The following is a 16,265-nucleotide window of genomic DNA, read 5'->3' as shown; positions in this document are numbered from 1 at the left end:
GTCATGCACGGATGCTGCATTCAAAGCCTGGCGCGCGAACGCGTCACGGAATATTGCAGCGTCGACGGCAACAGCATGGCGTCGAAGCTGACCGGCTCTTCGGCCGGATGCACGATCAACACGGCGCGGATCGCGAAGTTGAGTGCGCTCGTTGACTGGTCATTCAGTTCGAGTTTTACCGATACCTGCTGCAGGCGCGGCTCGTGCCGCGCGATCGCCTGTTGAATCGACTGGCAAATGAACACGCGGTCGTAATGGCTCGCGAGGCTCATTCCCGCGAAGTCGTTGAGTCCGTAGGTCAGCACGGACAACTGACACTCGGGCAAGGCGGCCAGATTCGCCTGCGTGAAACCAATCCGTGTATTCAGCAACGACTCCACGTCGCGGGCAACCGTGCTCTTGAGCTCTTCAAGAGACAACTGGCGCAATGCTGACGCAGCCGGCTCGTATGGATCGTCGTCGAAGAGTTTGTCGAGAAAGCTAGGCTCGAAGCGTTTCATTTAGCCCTGGTGTGTTGCATGCGTAGCCATGTCCACTTCGACGCCGGTGCCGCAGGTCATGCGTGTTGGGCCCCGGCGTCGATGATCAGCGGCGAACCGCCGGCCATCAGACCGCGTACGTCTTGTCGTTCTTGGTGAGGCTCCATGCGCCCTGCGCATTGCCGCCTTGGTTACCACCAATCTTTTGTTGCGTGTACTTCCATTGCACGGCTGCATACTTGAGCGAGAACTGCTCGACCGGCAGGCTTGCGCCCGTGCCCGCCGATGCAGTGGTAACTGCATTGACGCTCGGGTTGATTGCCGAGATGATCACGTACTTGAGCTTCACCTCGAGATACTTGATGCGATTGCCTTCGCCATCCGATCGCATGAAGTCGATGGTGACTTCGTCGAACGTGGTGCCGCCGGAAGCATGTTGATACATGAGAGGGCTGACCACGTCGATGTCTTTAGTGAACACCATGTCGCCATGTTCGCAACGCTCGGATGTGTGGCCGCCAGCCGTGGACGCCGTTGCCGAACGCGGCTGCGTGATCGCATGGCTCCATGAATCGATCTCGATCCAGTTCGCGTGATCCTTGTCCTGCGATTCGCCTTTGATTGCAGGATTGCCAAATTTCAAATAGATATCCTTCACAGCTGGACCCTCATAAAGTGGTTTTGTAGGCGGCCCGGACAACGTCCAGGCCTCACGCAGTTATCCTGCTCAGGAAGAGGCAGGCTTTGGTAGATCTGCGACAAGCCGCAAAGAGATCGACAGTTCGTCCAGCTGGAAATGCGGCCGCAGGAACGCTACCGACCGGTATGAACCCGGCTTGCCGGGGATCTCTGCCACTTGTATGGATGCCTCGCGCAGCGGGAACTGCGCCTTTTGTTCTTGCGTCGCGTTGTCGTCAAGCAGCACGTACTGCGAGATCCAGCGGTTCAGGAACACTTCGACGTTCTGGGCCGAGGCGAAGCTGCCGATCTTGTCGCGCATCATGGCCTTCAGGTAATGCGCCACGCGCGATACCGAGAAGATGTACTGCAACTGAGCGGACAGAACGGAGTTGGCGTTCGCACTATCGGTGTTGTATTTCTTGGGTTTCTGCACGGACTGCGCCGCGAAGAAAGCGGCGTAATCCGAGTTCTTGCAATGGACGAGCGGAATGAAACCGAGGTCGCTCAACTCTTTCTCGCGACGGTCCGTCACAGCAATTTCTGTCGGGCATTTGAGCGCGATTTCGCCGTCATCGGTCTTGAACGTATGGGTGGGCAGATCTTCCACCAGACCACCGCCTTCCACACCGCGGATCGCCGCGCACCAGCCGAAGTCATCGAACGCGGCGGTCAGCCGGGCAGCGAACGCCCAGGCGGCGTTGCACCACAAGTACTTTGCGTGATCCGTGCCGTCCACGTCTTCCACAAAGTTGAATGTCTCCGCCGTTTGTCCGTCTTTTGGGTTGAACGGCAAGCGGCCAAGAAAGCGCGGCAGCGTCAGCCCTACATAGCGTGAATCTTCCGAGTCGCGGAAGGACTTCCACTTCGCGTACTCCACGGTATCGAACACCTTGCCGAGATCGCGCGGCCGGCCAAGATCCGCGAAAGTCTCAAGGCCGATCAGTTCCGGCGATGCCGACGCAATGAACGGCGCATGCGCCGCCGCTGCAACATGCGACATCTGCTCGATGAAGTACATGTCTTCCGGCTGCCGCGTCACTTCAAAGTCTCCGATCAGCGCACCAAAAGGCGCGCCGCCGAAGGTGCCGAATTCTTCTTCGTACACCTTCTTGAACAACGCGCTCTGATCGAATTCGATCGCCGTCTTGAAGTCACGGACAATGTCGCGCTTGGGCGCATGCAGCGCCTTGATCTTCACGGTTGCGCCTGTGTTGCTTTCCTTGCACAGGTAGTCGAGACCGCGCCATGTGCTTTCGAGGCGCTGGAATTCCGGCGCGTGCATCACGGCGCTCAGCTGCGCCGAGATCAGCTGATCGAGTTCCGCCACGCGAGCGTCTATGGTTGCCGACAAGTTATTCGACACCACGACCGTGCCGTCGAGCACCTGCGTAACAAGCTCGCCAATCAGGTCCTTCGCGCGCACATGTTCGGAATGGGACTTTGCGACTTTGCTCTTTTCGACAATCTCGTCGAGCAGTGACGTAGCCGTTTCGGATTGATGCGTGCCGGCCTGAGCCGCAGCCGTTTGCTGATTCATTTCACACCCCGCTGGTTTTAGTCGCGCTGCTGGTCGTCTTGCGGCTTGTGGTCCGGCCCGTGCGATGCGTCCGCACTTGCCGTGCTTCCCGCATGCGGCGCCAGCGACTGCAATTGCTGCGTGTTATGCAGCACGTCGCTCAGCAGGTCTTCGAGCTTGTCGTTACCCGCGAGCTTGTTGCGCAGGTCGGCAAGTTTCGAGCGCGCCTCGAGCAAGCGTCGCAACGGTTCGACTTGCTGGACGATCGCATCGGGATCGAAATCCGCGATCGAATTAAAACGCAGATCGACACCAAATTTGCCGCCCGCCTCGCTCAGGCGGTTCTCCACCTGGAATGCGGCGCGCGGTTCGATGCCCTTCATGACGTCGTCGAAATTATCGCGGTCGATGTTGACGAACTTCCTGTCGCGCAAACGCGGCTGCTCGACTTCCGACTGCCCCGCGAGGTCGCCCATCACACCAACGACGAAAGGAAGCTCCTTGATCTCGATCGCGTCTCCACGCTCGACTTCATACGTCAGCTGGACGCGAGGGGGGCGAACCTTCTGCAGGCGCTTCTGGATACTTTCTTTCTTGGCCATGGCTGGTCTCCGTGGTTCCGGCGTGTATTACGGTTCTCGGGTCGTGCGCCTCGTGCTATCGCAGCGCGCTGAATGGGTCGGACGCGCCGCCGCCCTTGGCGGCTTTTTGCGGCGCGGGTGCTGCGGGCGCGGTAGGCGCGGCAGGCGATGCGGTTGCATCTGCCTGGGTATCGGCCGGCGCCGCGGCGGACACCGGTTTCTTGTGCAGAACGCGGCGCTTCTTCACAACGGGCTTTTGCGCCTGCTGCTCGGGCGGGAACAAAGCGTCCTCGCCCAGGGTGTCGCGCAGTTGCTTGGCGAGCGCCTGGGCGTCGGATTTAGCGTCCCCCGCGAGCGCCGAATCCTGGCGCAGTTCGCCGAGCGATTGCGTCGCAATCCGTAATCCGCTGACAGCCAGAACGCTTTTGGCCTGGCGGTCGGTTTGATCACGCTGTAATGCCTCCTGTGCCGCGACAATTGCCTGCCCGTAATGCTGCTGGGTGAATTGAATCTGGGCAATCCGGGACCACGGTTCTTCACGCGTGGGATCTGATTTGGCGAGTTCCTGATATAGCCCGATTGCCTTGTCCTGATCCCCTGCTTTCGACACGCCATCAGCATCTGCCAATTGCTTGTTGAATACGTCGGCAGCTGGCGGCACATTAGGTTGCTGGGTGGCACAACCCGTCACGACGGCACACGCTGCCACTACCCCGATGATTTTTGTAAACAGGCGTTCTGTCATCGTTTATTCACTGAGTCTGATTTTTTAATGATGGGTTAATTCGTTTTTTGCCATGCTCCGAGTGCGGAGGTATAGTACAGGCCAAATTTTGTTAACTCAATCACTACGTAAAGCGATCAAATTTTTATAGCAAGCAAGGTCATGAATCTTGAGTAACTCTGTAACACCATCCGGGTTTTACGTCAAACATATGAAGATTCGGAATTTTTTTCCGGATTAAGCGTCAAAACCGGTTGCGCAAACTAAGTCTGGCGGCTCCAGGGCCTATATAAAACAAGCAGTTGAGCCCGTTTCTACTGGGCTGAAAAATGATTGACCACTTGCTGTGATAATCGGGGAACAACGCGTGCTTTGCATAATAACAAGCGTGAAGACGAGATACCTTAGATGCGTGGTTATATTCACTGCCACCCTGCTGATGGGGGGATGTGCGGCCGGGGTTTCAGTGTTGGGAGCCGCCGCCAGCGCGGGTTTGCAGGCGGTTGGCATAGGCAAGCCCGATGTTCCGGACGCACAAAAGCCGCCGCGCGAAGTGCCGCTTACCCTGTATGCGGCCCCGAATTTAAATGCGGCAAATGATAACCGCCCATTTGCGCTAGTAGTGCGTTTGTATACCCTCAAAGACGCAACTTCATTTCAGCAAGCATCGTTCGACACATTCACTGACCCCAGTCGTGAAAAGGCCGCTTTAGGCGAGGATTTGATCCGGGTTAGAGAAGTCACGCTGATCCCGGGACAGCGTTATACCGTAAAGGAAAAGGTCACGCGTGAAGCCGGTGCGCTCGGCATCGTCGCCTTATTCCGCGATCCGGCGCAACAGCGTTGGAAATTCGCGTTTGATCCGGTCAAATCGGAAAAATCCGGCATAATGGTTGGTCTGCATAATTGCGCCATGACAGTAACCGGAGGGACAGTGATCCCTTCAGATGTTGGATTACCGGCACAACAATTGAATTTCCTTTCAGTTGTAAACTGCGGGTAATGTTGCTTAATCATGAGTATTAAGTGAATATTATCGCCCCGGCGCAATACGTTAGCCGGCCGATCGAATCAACAATTGTTTCAGGCCAATACACAGAGCAGGCCTGGTGTCCGGCCAATCACAAATAATTTTGTGCGGCGCGGAAAGCAAGACTGTTTTCCGACAGGCGTAGTGAACCCTTTACAGGTCGAGTATGAGTTATTCCGCCAAGGTGCTTTGGGGTGAAGGTCTTTTTCTGCGGCCTCAGCATTTTCAACGACAAGACGCGTATCACGAAGCGCGTCTTTTCGAGTCGGTTCGCGCGATCCAGCCTTACAACTGGGGCGTGCGCTCGGTTCGGTTTGATCGAGACGCGCTCGCGAGCAACGTGTTGCGCTTGAGCGAACTGGCGCTCGTATTCCCTGACGGGGAACTCTATTCCGCCCCGCAAGCGAATGCTCTGCCGCCGGCCATCGCGCTCGGGACGCTGCCCGATGGCGTCAATGAGTTCACCTTTTATCTTGCCATGCATCCGCTGCGCGAAGCTGGGGCCAACTACATTCAGGATCCGGCGGACGGGTTCGTGTCGCGCTATGTGAGCGAGCAAAATTCAATTGGTGACCACTTCACCGACGCTGCCCAGGCCGACATTACCTTCCTGAAGGCGAGCGTCAAACTCGTGGCCAACAGCGAGCCGCGCGACCAGTACATGTCCGTGCCGCTCGTTCGCATCCGGCGCACCGCGACCTCGGGGTTCGAGATCGATGAGTCGTTCGTGCCGCCGAGTCTCGCGATTGAGGCCTCACCTCTCTTGCACCAGCGCCTGCGTCAGCTGATTGAAGCGTTGCAGGCGAAGGTCAATGCGCTATATGGGTTTCATCGCGAGCCGACGAAGAACATCATCGAGTTCCGGTCCGGCGATGTCGCTTCGTTCTGGCTTCTGCATACCGCAAGCGCGGCGTTTGCCGCGCTCACGCATTTGTACCAGCATGCCGCGTTGCATCCGGAGCGTCTGTTCCAGGAGTTGCTGCGGCTTGCCGGCCAGTTGATGACGTTCTCGAAGGGATACGCGCTAGCTGACTTGCCGGTGTACAGGCATGACAATCCCGGTCCGGCGTTCGATCAACTCGACACCATGCTGCGCGATCTGCTCGATACCGTGATCTCCACCCGCTATTTCGCAATTGCGCTCGACGAAGTCCGGCCGTCGTTCCATCTGGGGCGCATCGACTCGGGCAAGATCGACGATAAAACCACGTTTTTCCTCTCGGTCACAGCCAGCATGCCAACGGTCGAACTCGTCGAGGCCGTGCCCGCGCGCTTCAAAGTCGGAGCGCCCGAAGACGTGGACAAGCTCGTGTTGTCCGCCATGCCCGGGGTGGGGCTCACCTATACGCCGCAAGTGCCGCCGGCCATTCCCGTGCGGCCCGGCGCATGCTATTTCGCGCTGGAAACACGTGGCCCGCTGTATGACCGCATGCTGCAGGCGCAATCGGCAATGATCTATGCCCCTTCGGGCATCGACGACCTCAAACTCGACCTGATCGCGGTGACGTCATGAGCTATGCGCCTTCACTTTTCGGCGATGCCCCGCCGCAACAGATCAATCGAAATCAGACGCCTCCGGCAGCGTCTACTTACCAGATCCGTTCCCTGCTCGACCTGCTTTACGATGGTTTTTTCATGCTGTTCCTGCTCAAGAACGAACGCGAGCCTGAAGACGCGGCGAGCTTTCTCACACGCATTCAGGATTTTCTCGGCGACTTCGATCGCGGCGCAAAGAAACTGAACGTATCCGCCGACGACATGTTCGCCGCGAAGTTTGCGTTCTGTGCGGCCGTGGATGAATCGGTGCTGGCCTCACGCTTCAAGATTCGTTCAGAGTGGGAACGCAAGCCGTTGCAATTGACGCTGTTTGGCGAGCAATTGGCAGGCGAAAAGTTTTTTCAGTATCTCGAGGAAGCGCGGTCGCAAGGCGCCGCACGTTTGCAGTCGCTTGAGGTTTTTCACATGTGCCTGCTGCTCGGATTCCAGGGCAAGTACATGATGGAGGGACCGGAAAAGCTCGCTTACCTGACGGCACGAGTGGGCGATGAAATCTCGCAGATGAAGGGTAAGCGCGCGCCCTTCGCGCCACATTGGTCGTTGCCGGATCAGATTGCACATCGCCTGAAAAGCGAAGTGCCGTTGTGGGTGATTGCATCGGTATTTGCGCTGGTAGGCGTGCTGGCGTTCGTGGGTCTGAATGCTTACCTGAAGGATTCGACACTGAAAGCGGTCGCACCGTATTCCGAGATTGTGAAGGTCGGGCCAAGGTCCGCAAACTTGACGATATCGCTGCCTTAGCCGGTTTTCCCGCTTGAGCGTGGAATCCATTATCTTTCACCCGATGAAGCCAAAAGCCACTTCCCTGATGTTGATCTCTAGGATGCTACGGCTGCGCATAGCGATAGACGGATGGCTCGATTGTTAGGCACGCTAAATAGTGCTAAGGATGCCTTTCCGATGGCCAACGTGCAACGACGGCTTGAAATCGAGCAAACGCGTTAGCCGGTTCAAAGTTGACACTATTGTGGATGAAATAATGGACAAGACCATCCCACGGGTGCTTATAGGCTGTCGTGCTGGTGGCGTCGACAAGAGCAAACTTATGCTATGGCTTGAGGCAGAAAAATAGAATGAGCCGACCTATCGCTTAACGCGTAAGCGGCTAAATCTCCGCGTTTCAATAGCATTCGCTACCTTGACATGCTCCGCGTTATCCGCTGAAAATACTCCGTCGATCACGCTCACGACAATCGTGTCTTAAATGATTCATAGATTCGATTATCCAGAATCTCGCGCCGATCGCGCCTGGCGAAATCAGAGTTCTGCATAACGCGGCAACAGGTCCTGATCGACCAGTCGTTCCTCTATCGCATTCGCTATCATCACGTGCTCGGGATTATCGGCCGAAAACACTTCGTCGATGACACTTACAACAAGCGTGCCTTTCTGCTTTTTGCCCTCCATGACTGGGATCAGGTCGCGCGCCTCTGGAACTTCTTTCGTCGATATCACGCGAGGGAGGTAGAGCATCCAGCCAGCACCGGGTCTATTGGGAAAGACTTGTAGCATGGAGAAATACCTATACGGGCCAACTTCGACGGTGGCCGCGGGCCATATTTTTAGTAGTCCGATTATAAACGGGACTGCTGTACCTGTTGCGCTCAATGCGGCGACGCCTTTCGATCGAAGCCGGAAAGAACAAATCGAAGCGGCAGTGCCCGCCGACAGGGAGGTACTGAAGGTAACTGCACCATCGTCCTCGCTTCCATTCCATACGCCCGATACCCGCACCCACGGCGTTTCAATTTCCTGTTTTTCGGAGTGAAATATTGCGATTGTCGTCGGGGTCGGTCCACTTTTCTCGAATGCAGAGTTGAGCTTGGAGCGCCCGGGAGTATCTGCTGGCGGATACCACTTCTCAAGTGGAAAACCGAGAGGTTCGAGGAGAGTCGCCACTTTCCAGAGATCTTCGAGTTGTTCAGATTCGCTTGGCAAGCTGTCTTGCCTAAGACGGAAAGTGAGAGTGATGTTCATGGAATAAATGCGTGTTCGATCACGTCCGCCAGAGACGTCCGAACTCTATTACTAACCTCAAAGCTCAGTGAATAGAGGAAGAAGATCCTGATCGGCAAGGCGTGTTTCGATAGCGTTTGCGACTTTCAAATGCTCGGGATTCTCGACTGAAAACGGTTCACCAATAACGCTTACAATGATTGTGCCCTTCTGTTGCTTGCCTTGCATCACCGGAATTAGGTCACGCGCCTCCGGCACCTGTCTGGTGGTAATGACGCGTGGCAAATAAAGCATCCACCCTGCACCGGGGCGTTTTTCGAAAACTTGATGATCGACAAAATACTTGTACGGTCCCGCTTGGATGCTCGACGCGGGCCAAATGCGCGTGGCTTCGATCATGATCTCCGCAAGTTTTTTTTCGTTGAGCAAGCCTTCAATCCCTCTCGACGCCAATTCGCAGGTTGACACACCATTGGTAGTAAGAAGATCGGTAATGGCCGCTCCCCCTGGTCCCTCAATTCCATTCCATGCGCCTAGTCCACGAACGCCCGGGTAGACTTCCGAATCCGCCTTCGCTAGCGCGAGGGCGGCCCCGGTTGGTCCGGAAGTGTCGAAAGCTTTGTTCAAAAGTGATGCTTCAGGAGAATGGTTTGGCGGATACCACTGGTCGAGGGGCAATCCGGCCTTTTGCAGAGAACAAGCAAATTGCCATAGCCATCCATATTGCTCGTCAATTGTCGGTAGCTCCGCGCGCTCCAGTCGAAACGTCAAATCAATGTTAAGGCTTGTTTTCATTTCATAACTCAATGTTCAATCGGGTCTGATGCGAATCCCTTTAACTCCGTTTGGACCAACGGGGCGCGGGTCCGAAAGTCTCGTTTGAAAAAACCATAGCTTAGCGGTTGCATGAAATACCAACACAAAAGCGATGGTGGATTACCGCCTACAACAACGCTTTGAGCCTGCGCTTGCCTGCGCAACTTCAGAACGCCAAAAGTTCTAAAAAAGAACTTGGGCTCACCGGTCTCACCGTCAAAGAACTGATCGTATTTAGCCTTCGCCTCTTCCAATTGACACATGGTCGAGCGAAAACCATCAAAGTCAAGGCCGCCGAAATTCCATTCAGTCCCCGGCGCAAACCCTGTCACTTGTGCTTGGTAAGCCTGAGACGTGTCCGACATATTCCAATTGCGGGTCACCAGCATGCCACTGTCCGGCGGACACCTCTTGCATTTCTCATTCGTCTTCGGCAGGGTGCGCGCCACAGGTTGCGCCTTCGACTTATCTTCCGCATGATCGCGCGACAACGACAGAATGCCCGCCGTCGCCGCGCCGCCAAGCAGCGCAGGAAACGCTTCAGCCAGCGCCGTGCCCGCAGCTTCGATCAGCGGTATCGCCAGGACTGCCATTACTTCTCCTCCTGAATGCGGTTCGCAGCACGGTCCATCAGCTTGCGCCGCGCGACCGCCAGCACATCCTCAAAACGTTCCTCAACAGGGCGGCCCGGCTTCGCAAGCCATGCGGCAATCGCCGGCTTCCGATAAAACTCCGGCACATCCGCCTCGACATAAAGAAATTCGACGAGCGCCTTGTCCTGCTGAAAACCCATGCGCTTCGCATCCTGATAGGCGCGTACCAGCCGGTTCAGCAAGGTTGAGTCGCCGGCAAGACGGGGACTTGCCTGGACGATGTCGTCGCGAATCGTCGCGACGAAGTTGCGTTCGTCGCTGGCGCACAAGGACGCCCATTGTTCTTCGGTAAGTTCAAGCATGGTGGGAGACGTGAAAGCGTTTGCCGTTGCGCAAGCCGTGCCACTCGCTCACATCGCCGAAATACGACTGACGACCGGCGGAATCGAGCGCGTTGAACAGCGGCACGAACACTCGGGGATCCCAGAAGCGCACGAGCGCCACCCTTCCGTCAGGCAAGCGGCTATTAAGCTTGCCCTGTAGCGTGGCCACAAGTGCATCCAATTCCTGATCCGCAAAGAGCCACATGACGCTGGGACGGGCCTCTTCCAACTCGGCAAGCGAAGCAATAGCGAAGGCCTCGGGCGCGGCGAGATCGATCACCCACGGTCCCGCGTCCGCGAGCGGTTCGTCCTCGGTTCCGGCGAACAGGGCGGCTACGGCGCCCCAACGTCTTTTTAGTGGATGGCCGAAATGCTGCGCGTATTGATAGCCATCGACGAGCGCATAGGCGCGCAACCCCGGCGCCGACGTTCGAAGGCGTTCCAGCCGCTCGGCGAGCTGCGACGGAATCAAGCGCGCGCCACAGTCGATGCGCCGGTCTCAGCGGCGTGTGCGAGACATTCGCGGCAGATGGTCGGCGCAAGCGGCGCACTTTCAGTGGCTGCGGCAGCGTCGCCTTCCATTGATCCCTTGACGTTTGCCGTCGTCACCGATTGCGCCGCAATCAACACGGCGCCGCACGACGTCTTGTCGCCGTGGAAGGCGAGCGGGACACCATCGACAGTCATCGCCGGGTTCTGTGTCGTGACGATCGGAAAGGTACCGTTGCATTTCGGGCACTGGACGAGATCGCCAAGACGGGCCGCGCGACGGCCGCCGTCGCCAACGGCTATCGATGAAGAAACCGAGACGATGGTGCCACCGTGGGTGGTGCTGTCGCCCTCACACGCAAATGAACTCATGCGTCACCTGTACGAAATCTGTTTGAAGACATTTTCATGCGACGCGTTTTCGCTCCTGTCCACCCAAGCTTACAGTGCTGAGGAAAAACACACCAACTGCCAGAAACGGAATCCCGATCACAAGGAGAATGGCAGTAAGACCCCAGTGCTCCCAGAAGCTGTCGATCATCGCGCGCTCAGGCGTCTGCGCATCGTAGAGGACACCGACCGACTCACCCTCGCGCAGGCCGTTATGCGATGACGACGAACCTTGCGCGAACGAAATTTGCTTGCCGGTGTCCGTCCTGAAAACGATAACCGCCGAATACAGCCTCGAATGGGGTTGATACGGACGCTCGTTTTCAAGCACGTTGATGACTTGTCCCTCTGCCCGACTGTAGTTCTGCCTGATGTGCTGCGCGTGGAAGCCGGTCGCGGCTGCGCCAAGCACGAACCCGGCGCCAATGACAACGGGCAACACACTGATAACGAGGTTTTGGCGATTTCGCTGTTGCTTGCGCTGCGAATACGAGGCATTGGATGGCGCGGCGGCGGAAATGCGCGGCCGATCGCCCCTGTAAAGAACAGCGCCGATCGCGAGAAACGCCACGCCAAGCGCCGCAAGAACCGCAGCCGGAAACCACCGCTGCATGAACTCATCGACGATCACGGGGCGAGCCGAGTGCGCCGCGTCATAAAAAATCCGCACGCTCTGGCCAATGTCATAGGCCGGCTGTGTCGACGAGGTTTCTCCGCTCGTTTCGGCGCGCTGTCCACCGGCAGTCGTGAACGCGAAGACCGGCGTGTAGGACCGCAAGGACTGCGAGCCGCCGCCAAATCGCACGACAGTACCTCGGGCAGCGGTCATATCGCGCGTGCTGATAACCGACGAAACCGCCATGGCTATCGCGAGCAAAAAAAGACCGCCGCCGAGCAGCAGCGCGACGATGGTCGTTTTGCGTATCGAAGAAACCTGTCCGGGCGCGTTCGTCATGTTCTGTCGGGCCGTAGCCTCACCGGCCAGCGGGCTCTGTCTGATTGAGCACGCAACGAAACCCGAGATCGCTTTTTTCGGTATCAGGGGCGAGCCCGGCCCGATCGATCACGAGCCGCGTCCTGCTGCTCGTCGCGAACCGCACGGTTCGCAAACCGCCGGCTTCGGGGCCGCGCGGATCGTGCGCTGCGCTGTGGCTGTAGTAAGTCTTGTCGAACCAGTCGCGGGTCCACTCCCTGCCTCGTCCGAACACATCCGATACGCCTATCTTGTTGTCGCCGTAGGTTCCGACCGGACGGCTGATCAGCGGCTCGGGACTCGTTCCGTTCCCTTCCATTTTGTCGATGATGCCGTCGAGCTGCTCAAGGTTGTATTTGCCATCGACGACCGGCACGGCCGTGCTCGGAATCACCCAAAGTTCGCCGCGCGAGCGTGCTGCGTATTCCCACTGCGCTTCGGTCGGCAGATCGAATTTCATTGAAGTCACCTGTCCAAGCCACGAACAAAAATCGCGAGACTGCCGCCAGGTCACATACGCCACCGGATAGTCAGGAAATCGGAACTCCAGATACTCGGCCTTACTGATCGCGGCCGGCGGCAACTTGTTGGCTCTCGTATAGAGGTCGTAGTCTGCATACGTGACGCGGTGCTTGAGGATTGAATAGCTGTCGAGGGTTACGGCGTGGGCGGGCGCTGCGCCCTCGTTGGCGGAATATGGCAGCTTTTCAGGCGACTTATGCGGGCCGAAGTCGCCCATCAAAAATTCGCCGCCCGATACGAAAACGAGTTCGCCCTGTAGCTTCTGCCTGAACTTCGCAAGTTCGTCACTGCCCGGCGGCGGCAGCGTCTTGAAGTAATCCTGGATGATGCCGACTGTATCGTCGTAAGGCTTGCCACGTCCCCATTTGAGCACCATGCTCAGGTGTTCCCACGTGCTCTTGTGTGGCGACGGCGTCGTGATTTCGCGAATCAGGCGGTCTTTATCGGCCGGTGCGTTCACATCGATCTTCTGTGCAAAAGCGCTGCAGGACAGCAGGAGCGACGTGCTCAATACCGCAAACGCACGCGATGTCCCACAAGCACGATAAGACGGATAACCCATGCAGCGACACTCCTTTGTTGTGCTCTTCGTTAAGCCGTTCATGCCGCTCAAGCAAGTTGCGATCCGTCGCCCGCCGTCGTGGCCGGATGCAGCCATGCAACGTTGGTGCCTTGTTGCATCATGTAGGCTGGCGAGTCGTTGAATGCGAACGCAAAACCAGGCGCGGGCTCGTCACGCAACCTGCCTTCGATCATTGCAACCTGATCCATGCCAATGAATTGTCCGATGTCATTGCGCGCAAGTTGAGCTTCACTCTTCTCGCCGATTTCCGGCGATGTGAACTGATAGACATTGTTCAGCTCGTTCTTGATTTGCGCCGATGCGAGAATCCGGTCAATGGCATCGGACGCCTCGAGGCGCCACTCTTCAAATTGATCGCCGATCGATTTTAAAGCGTAGATGATGTAGCCCTTCACTTCGGCAAGACTGTTCAGCAACGAGTCGTGCGCGTTCCTGACCGCATCCAGGAATTTCTTCGGTTCCGTGCGGATGAAATTGGTGAGATCGGTACGCAATTCACTGAACTGCTTGCCGACAAAAGCGCCGATCTCCTTACCCTTCGCGATCGCCAGCGTGTACATCGCAACGAAGGTCTTGAACGCTTCCGTCTCGAAGTATTTCAGGTTTTTATCGCCGGCATAAGCGACCTGCGATTTTGCCCACCACGCGAACTCGGCCATGTTGACGACATCGACGGTCGCCTCGATCTCGCCTTTGAGGCCCACGCCCACGCATACGCCGGCCTTCATGAAGATGCGGAATTTTTCATCGTACGTGATGTGAAACGCCGCCTGCGCGCCAATGCCGGCCTGACCGCTCACCCCCGGCTTCACAGACGCGAACGACGTCCATTTGACTTTCTCCTGGGGACGCCGCCATTCGAAGGCGCCATCAAACGACGCTTCGGCTTCAACGCCGGCAAACGCCTTCAGATCGCCACCAGCGTCGGCCGTTGCTTCCACTTTCGTGACGTCCAGTCTCGGCCGCTGCATTTGATTGGGGTCGCGGGTTGCACGCGTGCCGCGCACTTGCTGAGTTTTACCATCGCGTCCCAGTTTGAACTCGACACCGCCCTCGGCCAGCAAACTCGCACCGCATGAGGCCTCGGCTTTTGCCACAACGGATATCCGGAAGAATCCGAGCGTGGTATCAGGTGTGCTCGACCACGAGTAGCTGCCGCCTTGAGTTTCCGTGGGCGCCGGAATCCAGAGCTCGAGCCCGGACTTCCACGGCAGATATAGCATGGCCTTGATGTTTCCGTCGGCAAGGATACCGCCGACTTCACCCTTGGCCTTGGCCGATGCCGAAACCTCGCCGCGCAAATGCAGAACGTCGTCAAAGGACTTGAAGGTGCTTTCAACCTTGGCGCTGGCTCCTGCACCGGCAAACAGCCGCAGCATCTGCGTGCCGCCGGAAAACTCCACCATGGCATTCGGGTCGTCCGGCGACTTGAAGTTTGCGTTCTTGTTGAAACCCTCCGCGAAACTAGGCGCCCAATCAACGCCCCACGGCGGCGTTTTCCATTCATGCAGCTTGGTCTTATGCAAAGCTTCATGGAGCTTTTCATCAAGCATTTTATGATCAATCTTGTACTTCTTGGTCGCTTCGTCTTTGACGAGGAATGACTTGAGTTGCGGTTTGTCGGAGTCGAGCTTGTAACGGCGGAAGTGATTCCGCATCTTCGATGAGCGCACGTAGGTGAACCGCTGCCCACTGTACTGTTCCTTGCCGGAGCCTGTCTTGCGTAGTGGCAGGAGCTCCCAGACGCCATCCTTGTTGAACGCGGGCGTCTCTTCCAGCTCCTTGTGAACCTCCGCCGTCGCCGCCTCCTCCTTCTTGATGGCTTCTTTCAGCTTCGCCTCGAGTTGCGGACGCAGCGCAACGTTCGATTGCTGCTCGAGCCAGTTGGCGTGCGCCATGCCAAGCGCCTGGCGTGCCTCGATAAGGTTCTCCGACAGCCGGCTCATCAAGGCGATTTCCTTCGCCACCGTATCGACGGATTCGAGTGGACATTCGAAAAGCTCGGCCGTGTCCGGATAGAAAAAGTAGAGCGGACGCTGCTTGCCCTTCGCGTCGGCTGTGCTGCCTTCACGGGTATCCGTGCGGCTGGTCCCCGCTGCATTCTCTTGGCTCATGATTTTTTTCGATTGGTCTCGAATCGCCGTGACGTTGGCGTTGTGTTGTATATGCCGCTATTACGCTTCGTCCTCGTGGAACATCTTCAGGTCCTGCGCCTCAGTGCCGGTGAACACGCGCACCGTCTTGCCTTCGGCGTCGGTAATGCCTCGCGCCAGCACTTCCCCGCCGCTTCCCTCAATGCGGTATGGCGCAAGCGGCATGACATTTCCGGTGGTTTCGTCCTTGAGGATAAACTGCTGATCGTTCGATACACTTTTTGGAAGCGCCGGCGGCTGGCCGTCGTATCGCGTGGGTCCCGAGAAGGCGTGATTCGAACCCTTGATATCGACCTCGCCCGGCGCGTGGATCTGGATACCCCCGCCGCTGATGCGCACGTACGCGCCGCCGCATGTGAGCAGGATCTCTTTTTCCGCGCTCAGCGCAATGCCGTCTGTTGAAGACGAAATCTTGATGCCCTTGCTTGCGAGGAGATCCATGCCGTCCGTTTGCGCCTGTATTTCCAGCTTGCCGCGCGCCGCGATCAATTTCATGCCCAGCTTGTAGGCGAACAGGCTGATTTTATCGACGGCATTCGCGACCAGGCTTTTGCCCACTGCAATATTGATATCGCTATTTGCCGACATCGTTGCATTCTCGCCCGCGTGAATATGGACGCTCTCCGGTGTGGTGATCCCCACCCCTTTGGGCGATGCCATAAGCAGCACCGGATCGCCGAATCCGTTCGCCTGTCCGCCGCCGCCCGATGAATCCTGGCCTGCGCCGGAAGCGCCCGATGTCCCGCCGCCGTACCCACTTTGCGTCGCGTTCGTGAATGTCTTCAGCGAGTCGATCGCCTGCATGTCGGCGCCGCCGTGCTGCCTGGCGGTACCGGCGG

Annotated in this window: 18 protein-coding genes; 3 read left to right on the top strand and 15 right to left on the bottom strand. The window is 57.4% G+C overall.

All coding sequences use genetic code 11. From position 1 onward, the window contains the following. Nucleotides 1-20 precede the first annotated feature (20 nt). The 5 genes from tssE to AWB64_RS12380 all read right to left on the bottom strand — a co-directional run bounded on the left by tssE (nt 21) and on the right by AWB64_RS12380 (nt 4,002). Nucleotides 21-500: a type VI secretion system baseplate subunit TssE gene (gene tssE / locus AWB64_RS12400; protein ID WP_060819306.1), complete on the bottom strand. Its 480-nt coding sequence runs from the start codon at nt 498-500 to the stop codon at nt 21-23. A 106-nt stretch (nt 501-606) separates the two neighbouring features. After that, the gene (locus tag AWB64_RS12395) at nt 607-1,137 is read right to left on the bottom strand and encodes an Hcp family type VI secretion system effector (protein ID WP_060819304.1); all 531 of its coding nucleotides are present in this window, start codon (nt 1,135-1,137) and stop codon (nt 607-609) included. A gap of 69 nt (nt 1,138-1,206) precedes the next feature. Further along, nucleotides 1,207-2,697, bottom strand: coding sequence for a type VI secretion system contractile sheath large subunit (gene tssC / locus AWB64_RS12390; protein ID WP_060819302.1), 1,491 nt, complete (start codon nt 2,695-2,697; stop codon nt 1,207-1,209). A 17-nt stretch (nt 2,698-2,714) separates the two neighbouring features. Then, nucleotides 2,715-3,278 carry a type VI secretion system contractile sheath small subunit gene (gene tssB / locus AWB64_RS12385; RefSeq protein ID WP_060819300.1) on the bottom strand — a complete coding sequence of 188 codons (564 nt, stop codon included), beginning with the start codon at nt 3,276-3,278 and terminating at the stop codon, nt 2,715-2,717. A gap of 55 nt (nt 3,279-3,333) precedes the next feature. Further along, the gene (locus AWB64_RS12380; protein ID WP_060819298.1) at nt 3,334-4,002 is read right to left on the bottom strand and encodes a tetratricopeptide repeat protein; all 669 of its coding nucleotides are present in this window, start codon (nt 4,000-4,002) and stop codon (nt 3,334-3,336) included. A 391-nt stretch (nt 4,003-4,393) separates the two neighbouring features. Here AWB64_RS12380 and tssJ point away from each other — a divergent pair, with 391 nt between their 5' ends. The 3 genes from tssJ (at nt 4,394) to icmH (ending at nt 7,309) form a co-directional block, all read left to right on the top strand. Beyond that, on the top strand, nt 4,394-4,984 hold the full coding sequence (gene tssJ / locus AWB64_RS12375; protein ID WP_279616256.1) for a type VI secretion system lipoprotein TssJ: 591 nt from the start codon (nt 4,394-4,396) through the stop codon (nt 4,982-4,984). A 193-nt stretch (nt 4,985-5,177) separates the two neighbouring features. Next, nucleotides 5,178-6,524 carry a type VI secretion system baseplate subunit TssK gene (gene tssK, locus AWB64_RS12370; protein ID WP_060819296.1) on the top strand — a complete coding sequence of 449 codons (1,347 nt, stop codon included), beginning with the start codon at nt 5,178-5,180 and terminating at the stop codon, nt 6,522-6,524. Next, nucleotides 6,521-7,309 carry a type IVB secretion system protein IcmH/DotU gene (gene icmH, locus AWB64_RS12365; RefSeq protein WP_060819294.1) on the top strand — a complete coding sequence of 263 codons (789 nt, stop codon included), beginning with the start codon at nt 6,521-6,523 and terminating at the stop codon, nt 7,307-7,309. The genes tssK and icmH overlap by 4 nt, the downstream gene beginning before the upstream one ends. Before the next feature lie 516 nt (nt 7,310-7,825). Here the strand turns inward: icmH and AWB64_RS12360 are convergent. The 10 genes from AWB64_RS12360 to AWB64_RS12315 form a co-directional block, all read right to left on the bottom strand. Continuing rightward, nucleotides 7,826-8,545 carry an Imm52 family immunity protein gene (locus tag AWB64_RS12360; protein ID WP_060819292.1) on the bottom strand — a complete coding sequence of 240 codons (720 nt, stop codon included), beginning with the start codon at nt 8,543-8,545 and terminating at the stop codon, nt 7,826-7,828. Nucleotides 8,546-8,602: 57 nt separating this feature from the next. Next, nucleotides 8,603-9,319, bottom strand: a complete 717-nt coding sequence (locus tag AWB64_RS12355; RefSeq protein ID WP_063493209.1) for an immunity 52 family protein — start codon at nt 9,317-9,319, stop codon at nt 8,603-8,605. An 8-nt stretch (nt 9,320-9,327) separates the two neighbouring features. Beyond that, a complete protein-coding gene (locus AWB64_RS12350; RefSeq protein WP_063493208.1) occupies nt 9,328-9,933 on the bottom strand; it encodes a restriction endonuclease fold toxin 5 domain-containing protein in 606 nt (201 codons plus the stop codon). Beyond that, on the bottom strand, nt 9,933-10,295 hold the full coding sequence (locus AWB64_RS12345; protein WP_060819290.1) for a hypothetical protein: 363 nt from the start codon (nt 10,293-10,295) through the stop codon (nt 9,933-9,935). Before AWB64_RS12345 ends, AWB64_RS12350 begins: the two co-directional genes overlap by 1 nt. Continuing rightward, a complete protein-coding gene (locus tag AWB64_RS12340) occupies nt 10,288-10,788 on the bottom strand; it encodes a DUF4123 domain-containing protein (RefSeq protein WP_060819288.1) in 501 nt (166 codons plus the stop codon). Before AWB64_RS12340 ends, AWB64_RS12345 begins: the two co-directional genes overlap by 8 nt. Further along, the gene (locus AWB64_RS12335; RefSeq protein ID WP_060819286.1) at nt 10,785-11,177 is read right to left on the bottom strand and encodes a PAAR domain-containing protein; all 393 of its coding nucleotides are present in this window, start codon (nt 11,175-11,177) and stop codon (nt 10,785-10,787) included. Before AWB64_RS12335 ends, AWB64_RS12340 begins: the two co-directional genes overlap by 4 nt. Nucleotides 11,178-11,211: 34 nt before the next feature. Continuing rightward, complete coding sequence (locus AWB64_RS12330) at nt 11,212-12,150, bottom strand: DUF3592 domain-containing protein (RefSeq protein ID WP_060819284.1); 939 nt, start codon at nt 12,148-12,150, stop codon at nt 11,212-11,214. 19 nt (nt 12,151-12,169) lie between these two features. Beyond that, entirely contained in the window at nt 12,170-13,252 is a 1,083-nt protein-coding gene (locus tag AWB64_RS12325; protein WP_060819282.1) for a formylglycine-generating enzyme family protein, read from the bottom strand. A 47-nt stretch (nt 13,253-13,299) separates the two neighbouring features. Continuing rightward, a complete protein-coding gene (locus tag AWB64_RS12320; RefSeq protein ID WP_060819280.1) occupies nt 13,300-15,387 on the bottom strand; it encodes a hypothetical protein in 2,088 nt (695 codons plus the stop codon). A gap of 60 nt (nt 15,388-15,447) precedes the next feature. After that, nucleotides 15,448-16,265, bottom strand: an 818-nt coding sequence (locus AWB64_RS12315) for a DUF2345 domain-containing protein (protein ID WP_157766624.1), incomplete at its 5' end; no start/stop codon positions are given.

This window comes from Caballeronia sordidicola (assembly GCF_001544455.2).
In the GTDB taxonomy this organism is placed as follows: Bacteria; Pseudomonadota; Gammaproteobacteria; order Burkholderiales; family Burkholderiaceae; genus Caballeronia; species Caballeronia sordidicola.
Note: the sequence above shows the minus strand (reverse complement) of the source record. Positions and strands in the feature narration are given on the sequence as shown.

Excerpts from the sequence above, each read along its gene's own strand:
- AWB64_RS12380 (WP_060819298.1), bottom strand. The coding sequence starts at position 4,002 with ATGACAGAACGCCTGTTTACAAAAATCATCGGGGTAGTGGCAGCGTGT.
- AWB64_RS12335 (WP_060819286.1), bottom strand. The coding sequence starts at position 11,177 with ATGAGTTCATTTGCGTGTGAGGGCGACAGCACCACCCACGGTGGCACC.
- AWB64_RS12355 (WP_063493209.1), bottom strand. The coding sequence starts at position 9,319 with ATGAAAACAAGCCTTAACATTGATTTGACGTTTCGACTGGAGCGCGCG.
- AWB64_RS12320 (WP_060819280.1), bottom strand. The coding sequence starts at position 15,387 with ATGAGCCAAGAGAATGCAGCGGGGACCAGCCGCACGGATACCCGTGAA.
- AWB64_RS12360 (WP_060819292.1), bottom strand. The coding sequence starts at position 8,545 with ATGAACATCACTCTCACTTTCCGTCTTAGGCAAGACAGCTTGCCAAGC.
- icmH (WP_060819294.1), top strand. The coding sequence starts at position 6,521 with ATGAGCTATGCGCCTTCACTTTTCGGCGATGCCCCGCCGCAACAGATC.
- tssB (WP_060819300.1), bottom strand. The coding sequence starts at position 3,278 with ATGGCCAAGAAAGAAAGTATCCAGAAGCGCCTGCAGAAGGTTCGCCCC.
- AWB64_RS12350 (WP_063493208.1), bottom strand. The coding sequence starts at position 9,933 with ATGGCAGTCCTGGCGATACCGCTGATCGAAGCTGCGGGCACGGCGCTG.
- tssK (WP_060819296.1), top strand. The coding sequence starts at position 5,178 with ATGAGTTATTCCGCCAAGGTGCTTTGGGGTGAAGGTCTTTTTCTGCGG.
- AWB64_RS12345 (WP_060819290.1), bottom strand. The coding sequence starts at position 10,295 with ATGCTTGAACTTACCGAAGAACAATGGGCGTCCTTGTGCGCCAGCGAC.
- AWB64_RS12330 (WP_060819284.1), bottom strand. The coding sequence starts at position 12,150 with ATGACGAACGCGCCCGGACAGGTTTCTTCGATACGCAAAACGACCATC.
- tssE (WP_060819306.1), bottom strand. The coding sequence starts at position 500 with ATGAAACGCTTCGAGCCTAGCTTTCTCGACAAACTCTTCGACGACGAT.
- AWB64_RS12325 (WP_060819282.1), bottom strand. The coding sequence starts at position 13,252 with ATGGGTTATCCGTCTTATCGTGCTTGTGGGACATCGCGTGCGTTTGCG.
- tssC (WP_060819302.1), bottom strand. The coding sequence starts at position 2,697 with ATGAATCAGCAAACGGCTGCGGCTCAGGCCGGCACGCATCAATCCGAA.